Annotated in this window: 11 protein-coding genes; 5 read left to right on the top strand and 6 right to left on the bottom strand. The window is 55.8% G+C overall.

Annotated elements, in window-relative coordinates; genetic code table 11:
- Window positions 1-1,968 (top strand): tetratricopeptide repeat protein, encoded by a 1,968-nt coding sequence (locus AAF465_02975; protein ID MEM7081671.1) that lies wholly within the window; start codon window positions 1-3, stop codon window positions 1,966-1,968.
- Window positions 1,969-2,115: 147 nt separating this feature from the next.
- On the opposite strand, the gene neuC is transcribed toward AAF465_02975, so the two are convergent.
- The 5 genes from neuC to AAF465_02950 form a co-directional block, all read right to left on the bottom strand.
- The gene (neuC, locus tag AAF465_02970) at window positions 2,116-3,303 is read right to left on the bottom strand and encodes a UDP-N-acetylglucosamine 2-epimerase (protein ID MEM7081670.1); all 1,188 of its coding nucleotides are present in this window, start codon (window positions 3,301-3,303) and stop codon (window positions 2,116-2,118) included.
- A gap of 16 nt (window positions 3,304-3,319) precedes the next feature.
- The gene (locus tag AAF465_02965) at window positions 3,320-4,756 is read right to left on the bottom strand and encodes an alkaline phosphatase (protein MEM7081669.1); all 1,437 of its coding nucleotides are present in this window, start codon (window positions 4,754-4,756) and stop codon (window positions 3,320-3,322) included.
- 129 nt (window positions 4,757-4,885) lie between these two features.
- Complete coding sequence (locus tag AAF465_02960) at window positions 4,886-5,716, bottom strand: alpha/beta hydrolase (GenBank protein ID MEM7081668.1); 831 nt, start codon at window positions 5,714-5,716, stop codon at window positions 4,886-4,888.
- Window positions 5,716-6,222, bottom strand: a complete 507-nt coding sequence (locus tag AAF465_02955; protein MEM7081667.1) for a DUF192 domain-containing protein — start codon at window positions 6,220-6,222, stop codon at window positions 5,716-5,718. Before AAF465_02955 ends, AAF465_02960 begins: the two co-directional genes overlap by 1 nt.
- A gap of 70 nt (window positions 6,223-6,292) precedes the next feature.
- Window positions 6,293-7,594 carry an OmpA family protein gene (locus tag AAF465_02950; GenBank protein MEM7081666.1) on the bottom strand — a complete coding sequence of 434 codons (1,302 nt, stop codon included), beginning with the start codon at window positions 7,592-7,594 and terminating at the stop codon, window positions 6,293-6,295.
- Between the two features lie 221 nt (window positions 7,595-7,815).
- Between AAF465_02950 and AAF465_02945 the strand changes: the two genes are divergently transcribed.
- From AAF465_02945 to AAF465_02930, 4 genes are all read left to right on the top strand, one after another.
- Window positions 7,816-8,697 (top strand): DUF1853 family protein, encoded by an 882-nt coding sequence (locus AAF465_02945; protein MEM7081665.1) that lies wholly within the window; start codon window positions 7,816-7,818, stop codon window positions 8,695-8,697.
- A 500-nt stretch (window positions 8,698-9,197) separates the two neighbouring features.
- Window positions 9,198-9,536, top strand: coding sequence for an FHA domain-containing protein (locus tag AAF465_02940; protein ID MEM7081664.1), 339 nt, complete (start codon window positions 9,198-9,200; stop codon window positions 9,534-9,536).
- Window positions 9,537-9,700: 164 nt separating this feature from the next.
- On the top strand, window positions 9,701-11,734 hold the full coding sequence (locus tag AAF465_02935; GenBank protein MEM7081663.1) for a M13-type metalloendopeptidase: 2,034 nt from the start codon (window positions 9,701-9,703) through the stop codon (window positions 11,732-11,734).
- Window positions 11,735-11,757: 23 nt separating this feature from the next.
- A complete protein-coding gene (locus AAF465_02930) occupies window positions 11,758-13,704 on the top strand; it encodes a M1 family metallopeptidase (GenBank protein MEM7081662.1) in 1,947 nt (648 codons plus the stop codon).
- Between the two features lie 66 nt (window positions 13,705-13,770).
- On the opposite strand, the gene AAF465_02925 is transcribed toward AAF465_02930, so the two are convergent.
- On the bottom strand, window positions 13,771-16,319 hold a 2,549-nt coding region (locus tag AAF465_02925), incomplete at its 5' end, for a hypothetical protein (GenBank protein ID MEM7081661.1).

Genomic DNA, 16,319 nt, shown 5'->3' with positions numbered 1-16,319 from the left:
ATGGGATCCGCTGCTACGCCACTGACGCCCAGTCTGTTAGCGCGACTTGAAAATGCGGTGCGGGCCGATACGCGTGGTGAATTAGAGGCCGCGCGCCAACGCTATCGCGATGTGCTCGATGACGATCCTGATAATTTCGAGGCGCTCAGTCTACTCGGGAAACTCGAGTGTCGCCTCGGCGATCACGGCGCATCGGTGTTTCACTTACAGCGAGCGTCACGACTGGCTCCAGACCGAGCAGATGTGCACCTGGGACTGGGCTACGCATTGGCCAACGTCGGTGAACAGAAGCGCGCGGTCCGGGCGTTTCTCGATGCGCTAGAGGCCGATCCCACCTACGCACCAGCATTTGTGAGTCTGGGTTGTGTGTTTGCACAGCACGAGCAGCACGAATTGGCGCGACGAGCGTTCGAGTTTGCCAGGCAAGCTGGATCCGAATATCCCGAAGTTCACTATCAGCTCGGAAAATATTATCACTCGACGGGCCATACCGAACCGGCACTCGCCGCACTACTCAATGCGGTTCGACTAGGAGGTCGATTTGAGGACGTGCATCTTCTTCTCGCGCGACTGTATGCGCAGCAGGGTGCGTACGAGGACGCGCTTGAGCAGCTTGAGTACCATGCGGATGTGATGCCGCAAGATCCGGATGCGTTCGTTATAAAAAGCGCCGCACTGGTGGAGCTCGGGCAGTACGACCGCGCGTTGAAAGCCTGTCAGTTGGCCCTCCAGTTTGAGCCCCGCAATGTGCCGGCGCTGGTCATGCTCGGCCGAATACATTTTTTGCGCAGCGACTTGAATGGTGCGCGGCGCAGCTACCAGGCGGCAATCAACATGAACGACAGTCCGGCGGCCCACGCAGGATTGAGCGAGGTCTGTGCGCGCGAAGGCGAAGTGAATAAAGCCCTGCGGCACATCCGCCAAGCCGGCGATCCGAAGGACTACGACGTCGGCACAGCGCTTTTGTGCACGGATCTATTACAGATGCGTGATCAAACGGGCGAAGCGATTCGGCTACTGAGCTACCGTCTCAACAATCGACTGGATCATGCTGCCGGTCGACGCCGCTGCCATTTTCGACTCGGCGAACTTCACGAATATGAGCAAGATTACGCCCGTGCTTTTAAACACTACACGTTGGCCAATGAGCTTCGCGCGAGTCGTGAGTTAGTGGAATCCGATGATGCGGCACGGTCATTTTTTGATCGCGATCGAATGGCTCGGCTGAGACGCAGTGATGGAGCGACGGCTTCGCCAGTTTTTCTTGTGGGTATGCCAGGATTTGCGTTGTCGCTCTTCAGTGAGCTGTTGGGCTGTCATCCGGAGGTGGCGGTCAGCGCGCAGCGCTTACCGCTCGAAGAGCTCGCGCACTCGTTGCCCTCGGTATTGGCCACACCCGATGCCTACCCCGAGGCGCTTTCGCAGGCGCGACGGGCTGAACTTGGCAAACTCGCTCGGCGATTTTTAGAGAGTAATTTCTCAGTGGAGCGCAGTGTGTTAATCGATGCGCAGGTGAATAACGCAAGTTATCTAGGCTTTGCCAGCCTCTTATTCCCAGGAATGCGCGTCGTACAAATTGTGCAGCAGCCGGCCGACCTCGCGCTCGATCTGTACACGCACGAGAGCCCGGTGACCGGCGATGTGCCATCGACCATGCCGTTGATTAGTCAGCGCATTAATCAATTCACCTCTACGCTTGATCATTGGCACACTCTCGGAGAGTTTCCCATGCTCTCTCTGAATTACGAACAGTTTGTCGCCCGTCCACGTGCCACCCTAGACAGGGTGCTAGGGTTCATCAATATCGATTACGACAGCACGCTGTTCTCACGTCTTCGCTCACCGGGTCCATCAGGCGATTTATTGTCGATTGCGCGCGGCAAAGTGGGGCGTAGCGACCGTTTCCGTCCATTTATGGACGAGTTTGTCGACAACCCGTCGGGCGGCGAGGATCGCCGCGTCAGCTAGCAGCGTGCGAGCGCGCTGTACGAGTTTTTAACATTGGTCGAGTGTGTGCTCGCGTTGGTGTCAGTTAAGACCCCACCTGCAATTGCGGATGTGCGCCCGATTAGGGTATGGGCGTATCGTGTGTTGAGGCGTGGCGCTACGGGTGAACTAATCGAACGTTTTGAGGAATCCATCGATCTGATCGGATGACACCACTGTTCGCGCGCGCTTATCAAGCAGCGCGTCCCGATCGCGGTGGTCCAGAAGAAATTGGCACATTCGCGTCGCTGCCTGACCATCACCGTAGGGGTTTTGCATGCCGTCCAGCGAGCGACGAAACGCATTCGAGGCGGCTTGGCGCCACGCTGTCACGATGGCGCTGGACTCGGCGGCACAGCTGACCACGTTGGGGGCGGTTAGTCGGCCACGCTGGCGCTCACCAACATTGACAACGGGCAGTGGTATTGAGGGCGCCTCCATTAAGGCGCTGCTTGAGTTTCCGATCATGACATGGGCTTGATGGAGCAAACTCCAGTAAACCCAATGGTCGAGGTTGACGTACACACGCGAGTCCAAGTGTGTCTCACAATATTGATTGGCTCGTTCGACGAGTTGGTGACTGCCGGCGTCGCAATTTGGGAAACAAAAAATCAATGTTTGATCGAGCTCGTGCAGCGCGTCGTAGAATGCATCGGCTTCGGCGACGGTGTCATCGAGCAACGTAACCGGATGATACGACACAACCGTGAATGGCTTGTCGAGCGAGGTCTGCAGTGCGCGTTCCAGCTCCGCTTGCGTCAGGAGAGTGCGATGACGCAAGTGGTCGAGCGACGGCGCGCCGGTTACGCACACTCGCCAGGGCTCCTCGCCCATAGCCATAATGCGTTGGGCCGCGTCCGTATGTGGTGCAAAGTGAAGATGGCTGAGCTTGGTCAGCGCATTGCGCACGGCGTCGTCGATGGCGCCAGCTGACACCTCTCCTCCCTCCACGTGGGCAATGGGAATGCGAAGCGCGAGAGCCACCGAGGCAGCGGCCAGCATCTCGTAGCGATCGGCCGTCACGAGTAAGACATCCGGCCGGCTTGCGGCGAGACAGTCACTGAGACTCAACATCGACACACCGATCGTCTTGGCCATGCCTACATCGGTGTCCGAGCTGATCAGGGTTTCCAGCACATGATCCGGCTCAATTCCATGAGACGCCATGTCGTTGAGCGTGTGCCCGTAAGACGGCGACAAATGCGCGCCCATGGCGATAACATCGACATCGATGTCATCGTGTGACTGCATGGCTTTGACGGGCCAAACAATGTGGCCAAAGTCGGCACGCGATGTGGTGATCACGGTCACTTTCATACGGACGCGCCGTCGGTCAGCGGATGAAGCCAAGTGCTCTGGCCATAATATCGAACAGCTTATTCTGCTCCAAGACGCCGCGCACGTTATCGGAGCCGGGTCCCCCTGCGTACACTGGAACATCGGTTCCGCTATGCGTTTCGCTATACAAACCGACAGTAGCTTGCTGCTGGTAGTTGACGTCACTCGTGTCGGCGGTGGCCATGACTTCCTTTTGGGACGCCAGATAGCCGGGTCCGTTGGCGTAGGATAGAGACGTATACGGTTGGCCATTGATATCGAGCGCAGGTTTTCGCGTGGAGCGTCCGTCCGGACCGTTTTCGATGACCTTGCCGAGAATGGGGTTACCCCGCGTGGCATAGCCGCCAATGGTTAAGGTATGACCATGATCGGCGGTGACAATGATAAGGGTGTCGTCAAGTGAAACGGTCTCGAGTGCGGCCCTGACGGCATTGGAGAACTCGATAGTCTCGGTTAGCGCCCGGGCCGCGTTACCACCGTGATGTGCATGATCAATGCGGCCACCCTCGACCAGTAAGAAATACCCCTCTTTTGGAGAAAGGTGCTCGATCGCCGCCAGCGTCATCGCCGTCAGAGACGGCTCGTCGGTCTGATTGCGCACGCGATCGACTTCATAGCTCATATGCGACGGCGCAAAAACACCGAGAATTTGTCGTGCGTGTCGGCCCACTTTGTTACCGACCGTCGAGACAGCCGTGGCGAGCATCGCCCGATTGTAAACAAACATGTGATTATCAGGGTCTGACGCTTGCCAATCGTCAAATAGATGGCGTCCATCGGTGCGCTTGCCACCGCGTGAGTCCGGCAGAAACTGCAGGCCGCCGCCACCCAGTACAATGTCGATGCCGTCGCCATGCGAAAACTCAATGAGCTGTCGTGCAATGTCATGGCAAGAAGTCGCCGTGTCGGGCAGCGTTGCGTCGTTTTCCCAACCGCGTTCCACACTGTGCGCGTAGGCCGCGGCAGGCGTTGCGTGTGTGATGCGTGCGGTACTGACGATGCCGGTGGCCATGCCGTTCTCTTCAGCTATTTGCACAATCGACGGCACTCGCGCAGCGAACTCTGTGTTGCAATCACCCCGTGTGACCCGACTGTCCACACCCACCACTCCGGCGAGTGTTTTGTGTCCTGATAGGATGGCGGTGGCGGTGCCGGCTGAATCCGGCACTTGCTGATTCGTGTTATAAACCTTTGCCAGAGCGGTGTAGGGCAAGGTTTCGAAGGCCAGGAGATGCTCTTCGCCCTGACCGCCGCGTTGCTGTCCCTCCAGAATGCGAGAGGCTGTGACGGTGGCAAGACTCATGCCGTCGCCAACAAATAGGATAACGTTTCGGGCACGGTCATCCGTCGTGACGGTGGTGCAACCACTCATCAACAGGGCGGCAGCGACGAACGAGAGTACACAGGTGTGAGACATAGAATGCGAGTCCATGGTTCGCTCACTCATCGGAGCGCGACGCGAAGGGTCAAGTGATCGAAGCGTCCAGAGTAAATCAGACCGATAGGCAGCTCAAGGCGTCGGCGAAGATCCCCTAAAGCACGCCGCGCGTCTGAGTGACGGTCAGTCAGACGCTGATTTTCTGACGTTGGACAGATTGAGAAAATCGACCAGCGCCGGTATATACACCGCCCGGCTAGTGACAAACCCATCGCGGTGACGACCGGTAATAGAGACCAGTGGTGTGTCGGCCGGCGCGGCATCTTGAAGTTGGCGCGCATGATGAAAACCGATCAGTTCATCGTCGACGCTGTGTACCAGCAATAGCGGCGAGGTTATGTGCGAAATTTTGCTTTGTGTGTCGTAACGTGCGCCAAATCGGAACAGGCTTAAGATGGGATAGAGTTCGCGTGCCAGCCTGGGCAATGAGCTAAAGGTTGATTCGAGTACAACCGCGCGGGGTTGTGCATGACTGGCAAGATGTGCGGCGACCGCAGCGCCCAATGATCGGCCGAGCAACACCACCTGGTTCGGCGCAAAACCTCGTTCGTGCGTGAGCAGACGCCAGGCGGCGTCAACATCGGTATAGCTGCCCGATTCGCTCGGTGTGCCGGAACTTCGACCGTAGCCTCGATAATCGAACATCATGACATTAAGACCGAGTGCCAGATAATACAGTGCGGTTTCCTCGCGGCCAGCGATGCTGCCACGATTGCCGTGGCAGATTAGTACGACAAGATCATTGCCTGCTTGCTGTACGAGCCAACCATGGAGCGTTTCGCCATCCGGTGTATCAAAAAACACGTGCTCGTGGATCACCCCGCCCGGGAACGACGGCTCGACCCAATCATGCGGGCCGGCTTCGGGTTTGAAAATGAGTCGTCGGGTCAGGCGTGGCATGGCGAGCCACACGATCAAGCCAATCACCGTAATGGCGAGCACCGTGGTGATCATCAGCGCGTTCGAAAGTGGCTGTGCAACACTGTGTCGCCGATTTGTATGCCGAGTCGCTCCACGCTACCGGCTTCTAGTTCGAGTGCGCCACGTACCGGACCGCTTGAGCGACGACTCTTAAGCGACTTGGGCGTGGTGTTGGCATGAATATCGGAAATTGTACCGTCTTGTTTGATAAACAAGATGTCGAGCGGGATGTAGGTGTTTTTCATCCACATTGACGCGATGCGTCGTCGGGAGTAAGTAAACAGCATGCCAGTGCGGTCCGGTAACTCGCGCACGAACATGAGGCCCTGGCTCATTTGTTCGCTTGTCCGAGCAACGTACACCGTAAAGTCCAACGTGTCGCCGCTTTGTGTGCGAATGCTCAGCGAGTCACGAGCGAAGTCGTCAAGGAGCGGTTCATTGAGTTCTGTCACATCGGGCGGGCTGTCACACGCTGATAACGTGACCGACATGCCACCGACAAGAGCACTGAGTAAAAAAAGCAGAATTGGACGACGCATAAAAAAGCCCCGATGAACCGGTCATCGGGGCTTAGGATAACGGGTTTAGCCGTTAATTAGCCAGAGCGATTTACTCGCTCGTCAGACGCAGCGTCACGCGTCGGTTGGCCTGACGGCCTTCCGCAGTGGCGTTGTCGGCGATCGGGCGGGTTTCACCAAATCCGCGAGCCGTGATGCGAGCGGCATCGATGCCCTGGTTGATGATGTAGTCACGAACCGACTCAGCGCGCTGCTGCGACAGGTTCATGTTGTAGTCAGCGCGACCGGTACTGTCGGTATGACCTTCCGCCTCGACGGTGATGTCGGGGTACTTCTTCAAAGTGGAAGCAGCACCACTGAGCACCGACAGCGACGTTGGCGTCAGCGTGGCGGAGTTGAGTTCAAACTCAACGCGCGGCAACTGAATCTCTTCGCTAATCTCGCAGCCACGGGCGTCGATGCGCACGTTGGGCGCGGAGTTCGGACACTCATCAATGTTGTTGAGTACGCCATCGTTGTCGTCGTCACCAATAACCTTGCAGCCATTCGCATCGACTTTCGTTCCTCGAGGCGTATTCGGGCACTGATCGTCCGCATCGGCGACGCCATCGCCGTCCGCATCCTGAATCATTTCACAGCCATCGGCATCGACTTTGACACCCATTGGTGTGCCGGGGCACTGGTCGCGACTGTTCTTGACGCCGTCTTTGTCGCTATCCAGCTCGCAACCGTTAGCGTCGACCTGCGCATTGGCCGGAGTACCAGGACAAAGATCGTCGGAATCCACCACGCCATCGTTGTCGCTATCGAGAATCACGGGTGGCGCCGCAGAGGGGCCCATCGGTACGGTAAAACCGAGGTTGAACAGCAGGTCGGTGTAATCGTCGCGATCCGCAAAATCGCCGCGGTAACGAACTTCCGCACGGAACATGCCGCTGGAGTCACCGATGCGGTGGGCGAGACCCAAGGCGGCCGAGGCGATTGCGTTGTCAGAATCAGCCCCAGACGGTGGCGAGTTGCCGTTTTCATTCGAACGGGTTTTCATGTAGCCCGTGCCGATCAACCAATATGGTGCCCAGTTACTCTGAGTACGAAAGGTGTTGATCAGGTCGACGCCGAGGCCCACTTGGCCGATGCGGTGCTGGCCGTCTCCCCGCAGCTGGTTGCCAACCAAGTTGAATTCGATGGCCCAGTTGTCTGCGATGCCGCGGGCGAAACCGATATGGCCACCTGCGCCGGTATTACTGAAGCGAGATTTGTCTTCTCGGAACACGTAGGTGCCCATCGGGCTCAGGTACCAGCGCCCGTTTTCAATAATTTCTTCCGCTTGAGCGGTTTGTTGCGGTGCACCCAATAACGCCACGGTCAGGGCGATAAATAGTAGTTTTTTCATGACCTCGAATCTCCTGCCAGCAGCGGCATATTGTGGGTCGGATAATACATGCACAGCGATTGCTGTGGTAACTAAGGCCGAAATATACCATAGTGTTTCGCACCAGATAAAACTCGATACCGTGAAATACACGCTATTTTGCATTCTGCCTAATCCACTAGCGGGTGGCGGAATCGCCGTATTAGTCGTGCGGTGAGTCCACATAACCTGCGAAAAATTTGTTGCAAAAACACAACAAACACAACCAGGTCGAGGCCTTACGCTGGTCCCTCGGCAGCCCGCCACTCGTGCGATCAGAAACCGACGTCCGATGGCAAACCGATACCTGGTACCGCGATCTGTGCGACCAACCAGCGATGGCCGATGACGCGTCGATGGCGGATCAATTGGACCATGCCCTTGGGCAGCAAACCGATCATCGATTAGGCGCCCGTTTTGAAACCTTGATTGCGTTCGGGCTATCCCGACTGCCCGCATTGGAGTGCGTCGCGCGTCGACTCCAGATCGCCGATGACGAGCGTACGCTGGGCGAATTCGACTTCATTGTGAGAAACCTCGCGGACGGGACGCTCGAACATTGGGAGGTGGCCTGCAAATTTTATCTAGGGGTCTTTCGCGACGGCGAGCTCGATTGGGTAGGTCCAGGTAAGCGCGATTCACTGCGTCGTAAATTGTCGCATTTGGATGATCGACAGCTCCGCTTGTCGTCGCGCTCTGAGGCTCAATCGGCGTTGCCTCAGCCCATCACCCGAGTACGAGCGATTCTTAAAGGTCGATTGTTTTTCCCCTTCGGTTTACCGGCGGCGTCCCCGTCGTCGTTTTCGTTTGACGGCTCCGCCGGACACGTCACGATCAACCCGGCGGCCCCTCACGGCACGTGGTGCCCGATCGATACACTCTGCACGATCTCGCCGAGTGCAATCCACTCGCTGCACAAACAGGATTGGCTTGCGCCTCGACGCACCGGTGCGTCGCTCTCCCTCGACCGGTTGCAGGCGGCCGTCGAAAGTGGCCCGCAGTGCGTCGACGTGGAAACATCACAGGGCGAGTGGAAGAGGATGTTTGTGGTGGCAAACGATTGGTCGGATGATCTGGCGACGTAAGCGGTACGCCGATGCGCTCGGCGTTCCGTTTTGCGTCGTTTTGATATTAATAAATAAAAACAAATGCTTAAGATCGCCTTGTTGCCGGTACCAAAAGGTCGGCGACGCGTGAGAGGATGGCGCTTGGTGACTTGTCGGGCGATCCTCGGCGGTCGAGCAATGCCTATCTGATGTGCACACGATCGATTGATGTTCGCCGTTGGTCAGCGGCGTACTCCTACCTATCTCGCTCGACGAAACGGGCTCAGCTGCGATTAGGGGCAGCGGCGCGCAAAGTGGGCAAATAACTGACTCAATTGGAAAAATGGGCCCGTGTAACTTAGCGCATGTGGTATTTGACGGGTGGAAAACCCCGATACCATTGCGTTTAACGGTCAGTTTGACAATATTTGTGTTCGAGCCGCTGGAGTGAGACGTGCGTCGCAAAGCGTCTCGCGAGGTATTTGTTATGCTGCGACGAGTCAACGGCCGATAAGAACGAATCACTGGAAAGACCGGATATGCCCACGCCGACACTACGAACCCTGCAGGAAGTGCAGGCCGCCCGACTCGTCATCATCAAAGACGGAGAGCAGGTGGACGAATATCGCCTCAACAAACGTCGGGTGACGATCGGACGCAAACACGATTGTGATATTCGGCTCGATTGCAAAAACTCCAGTCGTCACCATGCGCAAATTTTCACTGTGCTCAAAGACGACTACGTGCTCGACCTGGATTCCATGAATGGCACGTATGTGAACCGCAAGCGCATTAAAAAGTACAGCCTTGAGCACGGCGATATCATCACCATCGGTTCCTATCAGCTGCACTACAAAAAAGAACCCGATAACGTCTGATCAGACGTTTAGACAAACCATCTTCTCCATTTTCCTGCGAACAGCTCATTGCGGCTTGACCGCTATGGTGTGCGGTTTATCTCAGTGACGCGCGGTCTAGCGTTGTGTGGGGAGGCGCCGTGGTATTCTTGCGGCCCTCTGAATACAGTATAGGGAACTCCATCATGCGAACACTGACCGTGCTAGCCGCCGTGCTGGCTCTCACCGCTTGCTCTACTGTTGATCCCGCGCCCGACACCGGCGCCACCTTATCGCTCGGCGTGGACACCGAGAACATCGATCATTCTGTGCGGCCACAGGATGATTTCTTTCGTCACATCAATGGCGGTTGGCTTGCGCGTACCGACATTCCGGCAGACCGGTCCAACTACGGATCGTTTACTGAGTTGTTTGACGTATCTGAGACGTTGCAACGCGACATTATTGAGGACGCGGCCAAAAACGGCGGCGCACCGGGCAGTGACAAAGCGCGCATCGGTGCGTTCTATAACGCGTTCATGAATGAAACAGCCATTGAGTCTGCGGGGATCGCACCACTCGCCGGGCATTTCAGCCGGATTAATGCCGTGTCATCGCACGCCGACCTAATGCGCTACTTTGGCGAGGCACAGAAATACGGTCTGGGCAGCCCTATTCGCTTTTGGATCAATCAAGACTCGGGCGATACCACCCGGTACGTGCCGTTTATCTCCCAAGCGGGTACCAGCCTTCCCGATCGAGACTATTATCTGAACGAGGATGAAAAATTTGTTGGCATTCGGGATGCCTATCGCGCCCACATTGAGCGCATGTTCGAACTGGCTGGGCTACCTGATGGCGAGCGTGCGGCGCAGAGCGTGCTCGATCTAGAGACCCGCATTGCCGAGCTGCAATGGGATCGGGTGCGCAATCGTGATCGCAATGCCACGTTTAATCCCGCCACCCGCGATGCACTGCTTGCCATGCTGTCGGATGTCGATATGGGCGCATTTCTCGACGCGGCGGGGCTTGGCGAACAACAGGATTTCATTGTCCGCCAGCCGAGCTTTCAAACCTCACTGGCTGGATTGATTGCGGCCACGCCACTTTCTGAATGGCGGAGTTATCTAAATTGGCATTTGCTGTCGTCAAGCGCCGAATATTTAAGCGCCGATTTTGTTGAGGCCGATTTTGATTTCTTTGGCCGCACGCTGCGGGGCGTGCAGGAAATTCGGCCCCGCTGGAAACGCGCTGTGAGCGCGGTTAACGGCACGCTCGGAGAGGCGGTTGGCAAGCTCTATGTTGAGCAAACGTTTAAGCCGATCGCCAAGCAGCGCATGGACGAAATGGTGGAAAATCTGCGCACCGCATTTGGCACATCCATTGATGGACTCGAGTGGATGAGTGCCGACACCAAAATTCAGGCGCGAAACAAGTTAGCCAAATTCACGCCTAAGATTGGCTATCCATCGAAATGGAAAGACTACAGCAAACTGTCTTTGAGCGATGACGATCTCGTTGGCAATATGATGGCCTCTGCGGAACTTGAATACGGGCGTCAACTGAACAAGTTGGGCGGCCCGATCGATCGCACTGAGTGGTTCATGACACCGCAGACTGTGAATGCGTATTACAACCCGTCGATGAATGAGATTGTGTTTCCAGCCGCGATCCTTCAGCCCCCCTTTTTTAATGTTGAGGCTGACGACGCGGTGAACTACGGCGCAATTGGGGCGGTCATTGGTCATGAGTTCAGTCATGGGTTTGATGATCAGGGGCGCAAGTCGGACGGTGACGGCAATTTGCGCGACTGGTGGACTGAGCAGGACGCTGTCGAATTTAAGCGTCGCGCAGACGGTTTGGTGGCGCAATACGCGGCGTTCGAACCGCTGCCTGGCGAATTCGTCAACGGCGAGCTTACGCTCGGCGAAAACATCGGTGACCTGGCTGGACTAACCATGGCGTATCGCGCCTATCGTCTCTCGTTGAAAGGCGTTGAAGCGCCCGTAATCGATGGTTATACGGGTGATCAACGCTTCTTTATGGGCTGGGCGCAAGTGTGGCGACGGCTGTATCGCGATGATGAGCTGCGGCGCCGTTTGCTCACCGATCCCCATTCTCCCAGCAAGTACCGGGTCAATGGGATCGTGGCCAACATGCCTGATTTTCATCGCGCGTTTAACGTCAAACCCGGGGACGGTTTGTACCGCTCGCCGGATGACATTATTAAAATCTGGTAGCCGACGGTTAAATGGAGCTCCCAATGACACGACATGATCGTTTGTCTTCGACGCTACGCATGCTTACGGTTTCGGTCTTCGCCATCGGCCTTACCGCCTGTGGCCCGTCATCGCCCAAGCATGATGATGCCGCCGTCAGCGACACTCAAGACGTTCCTGCCGCGCGCGAATACGCCTTCGATGTGCATTCGTTTGCCAAACCCAACGAAGCACACGTGACACACGCTGAACTTGATCTGACGGTTGAGTTTGAGGCTCGCCAGCTGGTCGGCACCGCGCGTCTGACGGTCGAACGGAAGCCAGGTGTGTCCACCTTGTGGTTGGATACACGGGATTTGGATGTTCGTCGCGCCACCCTAATAGAAGAGCGTGCGTCCTCGTTACTCAAATTTCGTTTGGGCGAGATCGATCCGAACCTGGGTCGAGCGCTCATTGTGGATCTGCCTGATAATGACCAAACGACACTTACGGTTGAAATAAAGTACGCCAGTCAGCCTGCCGCATCAGGCTTGCAATGGCTTACGCCTGAGCAGACGGCAGGCAAGCAGAACCCGTTTTTGTTCACGCAGTCGCAAGCCATTCACGCGCGCAGCTGGATTCCCATACAGGACACGCCCGGAGTGCGCATGACGTATGGGGCGACGATTCGTGTACCGTCAAACTTGCGCGCTGTGATGAGTGCGTCGAATGAACCGACGAGCGAGAAGCGGGCGGATGGTGTTTATCGATTTGAGATGCCGCAGGCCATTCCGGCGTATCTCATTGCACTCGGTGTGGGCGACTTGGTGTTCGAGCCGATGAGCGGTCGCACAGGCGTGTTTGCTGAACCGACGATTGTCGAGTCGGCGGCGGCCGAGTTTGCGGACACCGAGCAGATGTTGGTGATCAGCGAAGAGTTGTTCGGACCCTATCGCTGGGGTCGCTACGATCTACTGATTCTACCGCCGAGTTTTCCGTTTGGCGGGATGGAGAATCCGCGGCTGTCGTTCATTACGCCAACCGTGATTGCCGGCGACAAGAGTCTCGTTTCGCTCATCGCGCACGAGCTGGCGCATTCCTGGTCGGGGAATCTTGTAACCAACGGCACGTGGCGAGATCTGTGGCTCAATGAAGGATTCACGTCGTTTCTCACTACGCGCATCATGGAGGCCGTGTACGGAAAAGATCGTGCCGATATGGAGTACTTCCTCGACTATCAGTCGCTGGTCGATGAACTCAAAGGGTTGCCCGCGCCAGACCAGCTGCTGGCGATTGATCTAACCGGCCGCGACCCCGATGACGTGTTTAGTGGCGTGCCCTACACCAAGGGCCAGATGTTCGTGAACTGGCTAGAAACCCGTTTTGGTCGCGAGAAGTTTGATGTCTTCTTGCGCAAGTACTTCGATGCGTTTGCCTTTCAGAGCATCTCCACGGATCAGTTTATTGACTATCTGATGACCAACCTTGTGGATAAACATCCCGGCACCGTTACACGCAGTGAAGTCGACGAATGGATTTTTGAAGACGGCTTGCCGGACGCCTCGATGGTGCCGGTATCCGATGCGTTTACCGCGATCGATGCACAGGGATTGAGTTGGTTAAATGGGTCAGTGGCACTCGGTGATCTCGACACCAGCAACTGGAGCGTGCATGAATGGCTCTACTTCTTAAATAAATTGCCGTCAGATCTCTCTGGAACCCAGCTTGAGCAATTGGATAGCGAATTCGCCCTGACGGAGTCGCGTAATAACGAAATCGTCCACAGCTGGATGCGACACGTGATCCGGCACGATTATCAGCCCGGATTCGCACGTTTGGAGCAATACCTGCTTGGTATTGGTCGACGTAAACTGATTGTGCCGCTGTATGACGATTTGATGGCCACGCCAGCGCATCGCGAGTTTGCCTTCGACGTGTATAAACGTGCGCGGCCAGGCTACCATCCTCTTGCCCAAGGCACGGTCGAGGCGATACTCAATCGCGGCGAATAATCGCCGATCACGATTACCTTTCGGCTACCGCCCTCGTTTTAGGGCGGCAGCCGATCGGTTTTTTTGCTATTGCTCCGTCACGGTTAGGGTCGTCGTGAACCCCAAGTCAGGCGTACCCGAGTTACATATGTGCGTTCTTTCAATGCTGTTTGTGCTCGGTTCGTCATAGGTAAATACGACAGTCTGCTGATTACACACTTCATCGTTGTCGGCCATTCCAATTCCGTCGAAGCTGCCATCCACTTCGTGTCCGGCCATAGTGACGGTGATGGACGAGCCATCGTCACGCAACACCGCATTAGTGATGTAAATGCAGGTGAAATCGACAAATTCGTTCAGGTTTACCGTTCTTTCTGGAAGGAAGCAGACTTGGCTATTATTTACGTTAGCCCACCATACCATTTCTGCAATTTCGCCATCTTCGGCAGCAGTTGTAATGCGAAAGCCACTGGAAGATACCGATATCAACCTGTCACGGAATGCAGGATCCAAACCCAGATCTCTTTCGATATGATCGAATCGTCCGTCACCGTCAGTGTCTGCTTCTCGAGGGTTGCTGCCAAGCATTCTTTCCTCACCATCGTCCAGTAAATCCGCGTCCGAATTGTTGGCTATTGGGTCTGAATTGACCATTTCGTTCAGATCATTGACTTGGATAGTCACGCCGACGATTTCTTCTAAATCATCGACTGAGTCGAAGTCAGAGTCTTTTTCGTTCAGATTCGTTCCGTACTGATTGAGGCTGGCTAATGTTTGCTCGATGGTAGTGTTATTGCAGACATCGGCGGCTTCACACTCCGAGAGGTAGGACTGGAAGCTACTCTCGATCAGGTCGGCAAACGATACACACGTTTCGCCCACATTTTGGGTAACGCAGGCGGCGCCGCCGTTTCTATACTCGTTGTTATCTGAGATGCCATCCCCATCGGTGTCCACGCTACGAGGATTACTACGAATGAAATGTTCGAGAAGATCCGGTAGTAAATCGCCGTCTGTGTCTGGATTATTGGGGTTCGATGTAAAAGTGACTTCGACGCCATTAACGTAGGTAGTAAAGCCGGTCTCTTCGATAAAGTTGGCAACCCCATCACCATCGTCATCAAGAAAGAGCGGTCCATCTTGAGAGTCGTTGGGGTTGATGCCAAGGCTCAGTTCCACAGCGTCGTTCACCAAATCACCGTCCGTGTCTGCATTGAGTGGATCGGTGGCAAACCCAACGCCGGTAAGGGCATCAATTTCAGTATTGCAACCGACGATCACATCGTGAGGGATCAAATTGCAGGTCGGCGGTTCGCTGTCGTCGCAGCCCGTTGCCGCGCCTTCATAGGGCGTGATGACGTACGTAATCAGATTGGTGTCGGGATCGCGACTTACCATTTGCGTGATCGCTCCTTCTACAATGCGCATACCCGTTAACTCCTCCCAATCGGTCAGGCCATCCAGGTCGGAATCTCGCAGCCGAGGATCCAGTAGGCAGTTGCGTTCTTCATGATCAAGCAGGCCGTCCCGATCTGAATCGCCTTGGTTTGGATTCGGGTAGACCGGGTAGGCCTGTGGGGAACCGCGCAGTTGAACGCGCCAACCATCTTGAATTTCCTCTTTGTCAGATAGCGAGTCACACTGATCGGCTGCCGTCAGTGGCGTACAGCCATCGGTATTTACCAGCAAATCGGAACTGCCATGCAGAAACTCTTCTCTTGCCCAAACGCCGTCTTCGTCTTTATCTTGCACATAGGCAAAGTTAAACTGTTCTCCAGAGCGAATGATGTAGTTGTCAAGATCGACGCCCGGTCTGGCCTGCGGCTGAAACAATGCCCAGAAACGCTTGGTCGACACGTCGGCTGCAACGTCACGAAAACGCGTCAGCATTCGTCGAGGGGGTTCAGATGCCAAGTCGATCGCATCGTCTCCTAAAGGGATTGTGTCGAGCACGCCATTCGGGCCGACTGCAATAATCGGTTGCCCGCTCACCACGGCGGAACCGACCGAAACGTTTTGAAGATCATCGCCGCTGGCTGTGGTCTCGGCCAGGCCGTTTCCACCATCACCAATAGTGTCGAAGTCCTCCACTAGACTGGTGGCGTAATCGGCCTCAACCAATATGTCGTCGCCTTGGGGCACTGTGCTCAACGTTTGATTGTCGCCCACGGCCACAATGACCTCATTGGGCTCGACGGCGGCACCAACAGCAAGCAGCTGTTCATCACCATCTACTGCAAGCGTATCAACAACACCGTTGCCTCCGTCTCGGATCGTCACATAACGTTGTAGCCCGATGACCTCTAACGCGTATCCCATCGTGATTCCGGCTGGCCGACCCGAGGCGGGGTCGTGGATGCTAGAGGTGGCAACACGATAATTTTCAACGCGACCGTCACCTAAATCAAAGGAGATTCCTGCGGTTCGATCAAGCACATCCCTTGATGTGAAAGCAAAGTTCGTACCGAGTGCGTCGGTAATATCAAAATTGGCGAGTTGGATTACAAAACCACGCGGGTTTTTCATGAGTTCCTGAACTTGTTGAGGGAACACGGATACTGTTTTAAATACAAACGGTCCTCGCGAAGGGTCGCCCAAGGCGCCAATGTTGATCGACTCCAGGCTTTCGTTTTCCG

The organism is Pseudomonadota bacterium (assembly GCA_039028935.1).
Taxonomy (GTDB): Bacteria; Pseudomonadota; Gammaproteobacteria; order Steroidobacterales; family SZUA-146; genus SZUA-146.
This window is presented reverse-complemented; position numbering and strand designations above follow the sequence as displayed.

What these genes read in the sequence shown, in the direction of transcription:
- neuC (MEM7081670.1), bottom strand. Translation starts at nt 3,303, where the DNA reads ATGAAAGTGACCGTGATCACCACATCGCGTGCCGACTTTGGCCACATT.
- AAF465_02950 (MEM7081666.1), bottom strand. Translation starts at nt 7,594, where the DNA reads ATGAAAAAACTACTATTTATCGCCCTGACCGTGGCGTTATTGGGTGCA.
- AAF465_02930 (MEM7081662.1), top strand. Translation starts at nt 11,758, where the DNA reads ATGACACGACATGATCGTTTGTCTTCGACGCTACGCATGCTTACGGTT.
- AAF465_02935 (MEM7081663.1), top strand. Translation starts at nt 9,701, where the DNA reads ATGCGAACACTGACCGTGCTAGCCGCCGTGCTGGCTCTCACCGCTTGC.
- AAF465_02955 (MEM7081667.1), bottom strand. Translation starts at nt 6,222, where the DNA reads ATGCGTCGTCCAATTCTGCTTTTTTTACTCAGTGCTCTTGTCGGTGGC.
- AAF465_02960 (MEM7081668.1), bottom strand. Translation starts at nt 5,716, where the DNA reads ATGATCACCACGGTGCTCGCCATTACGGTGATTGGCTTGATCGTGTGG.
- AAF465_02975 (MEM7081671.1), top strand. Translation starts at nt 1, where the DNA reads ATGGGATCCGCTGCTACGCCACTGACGCCCAGTCTGTTAGCGCGACTT.
- AAF465_02940 (MEM7081664.1), top strand. Translation starts at nt 9,198, where the DNA reads ATGCCCACGCCGACACTACGAACCCTGCAGGAAGTGCAGGCCGCCCGA.
- AAF465_02965 (MEM7081669.1), bottom strand. Translation starts at nt 4,756, where the DNA reads ATGGACTCGCATTCTATGTCTCACACCTGTGTACTCTCGTTCGTCGCT.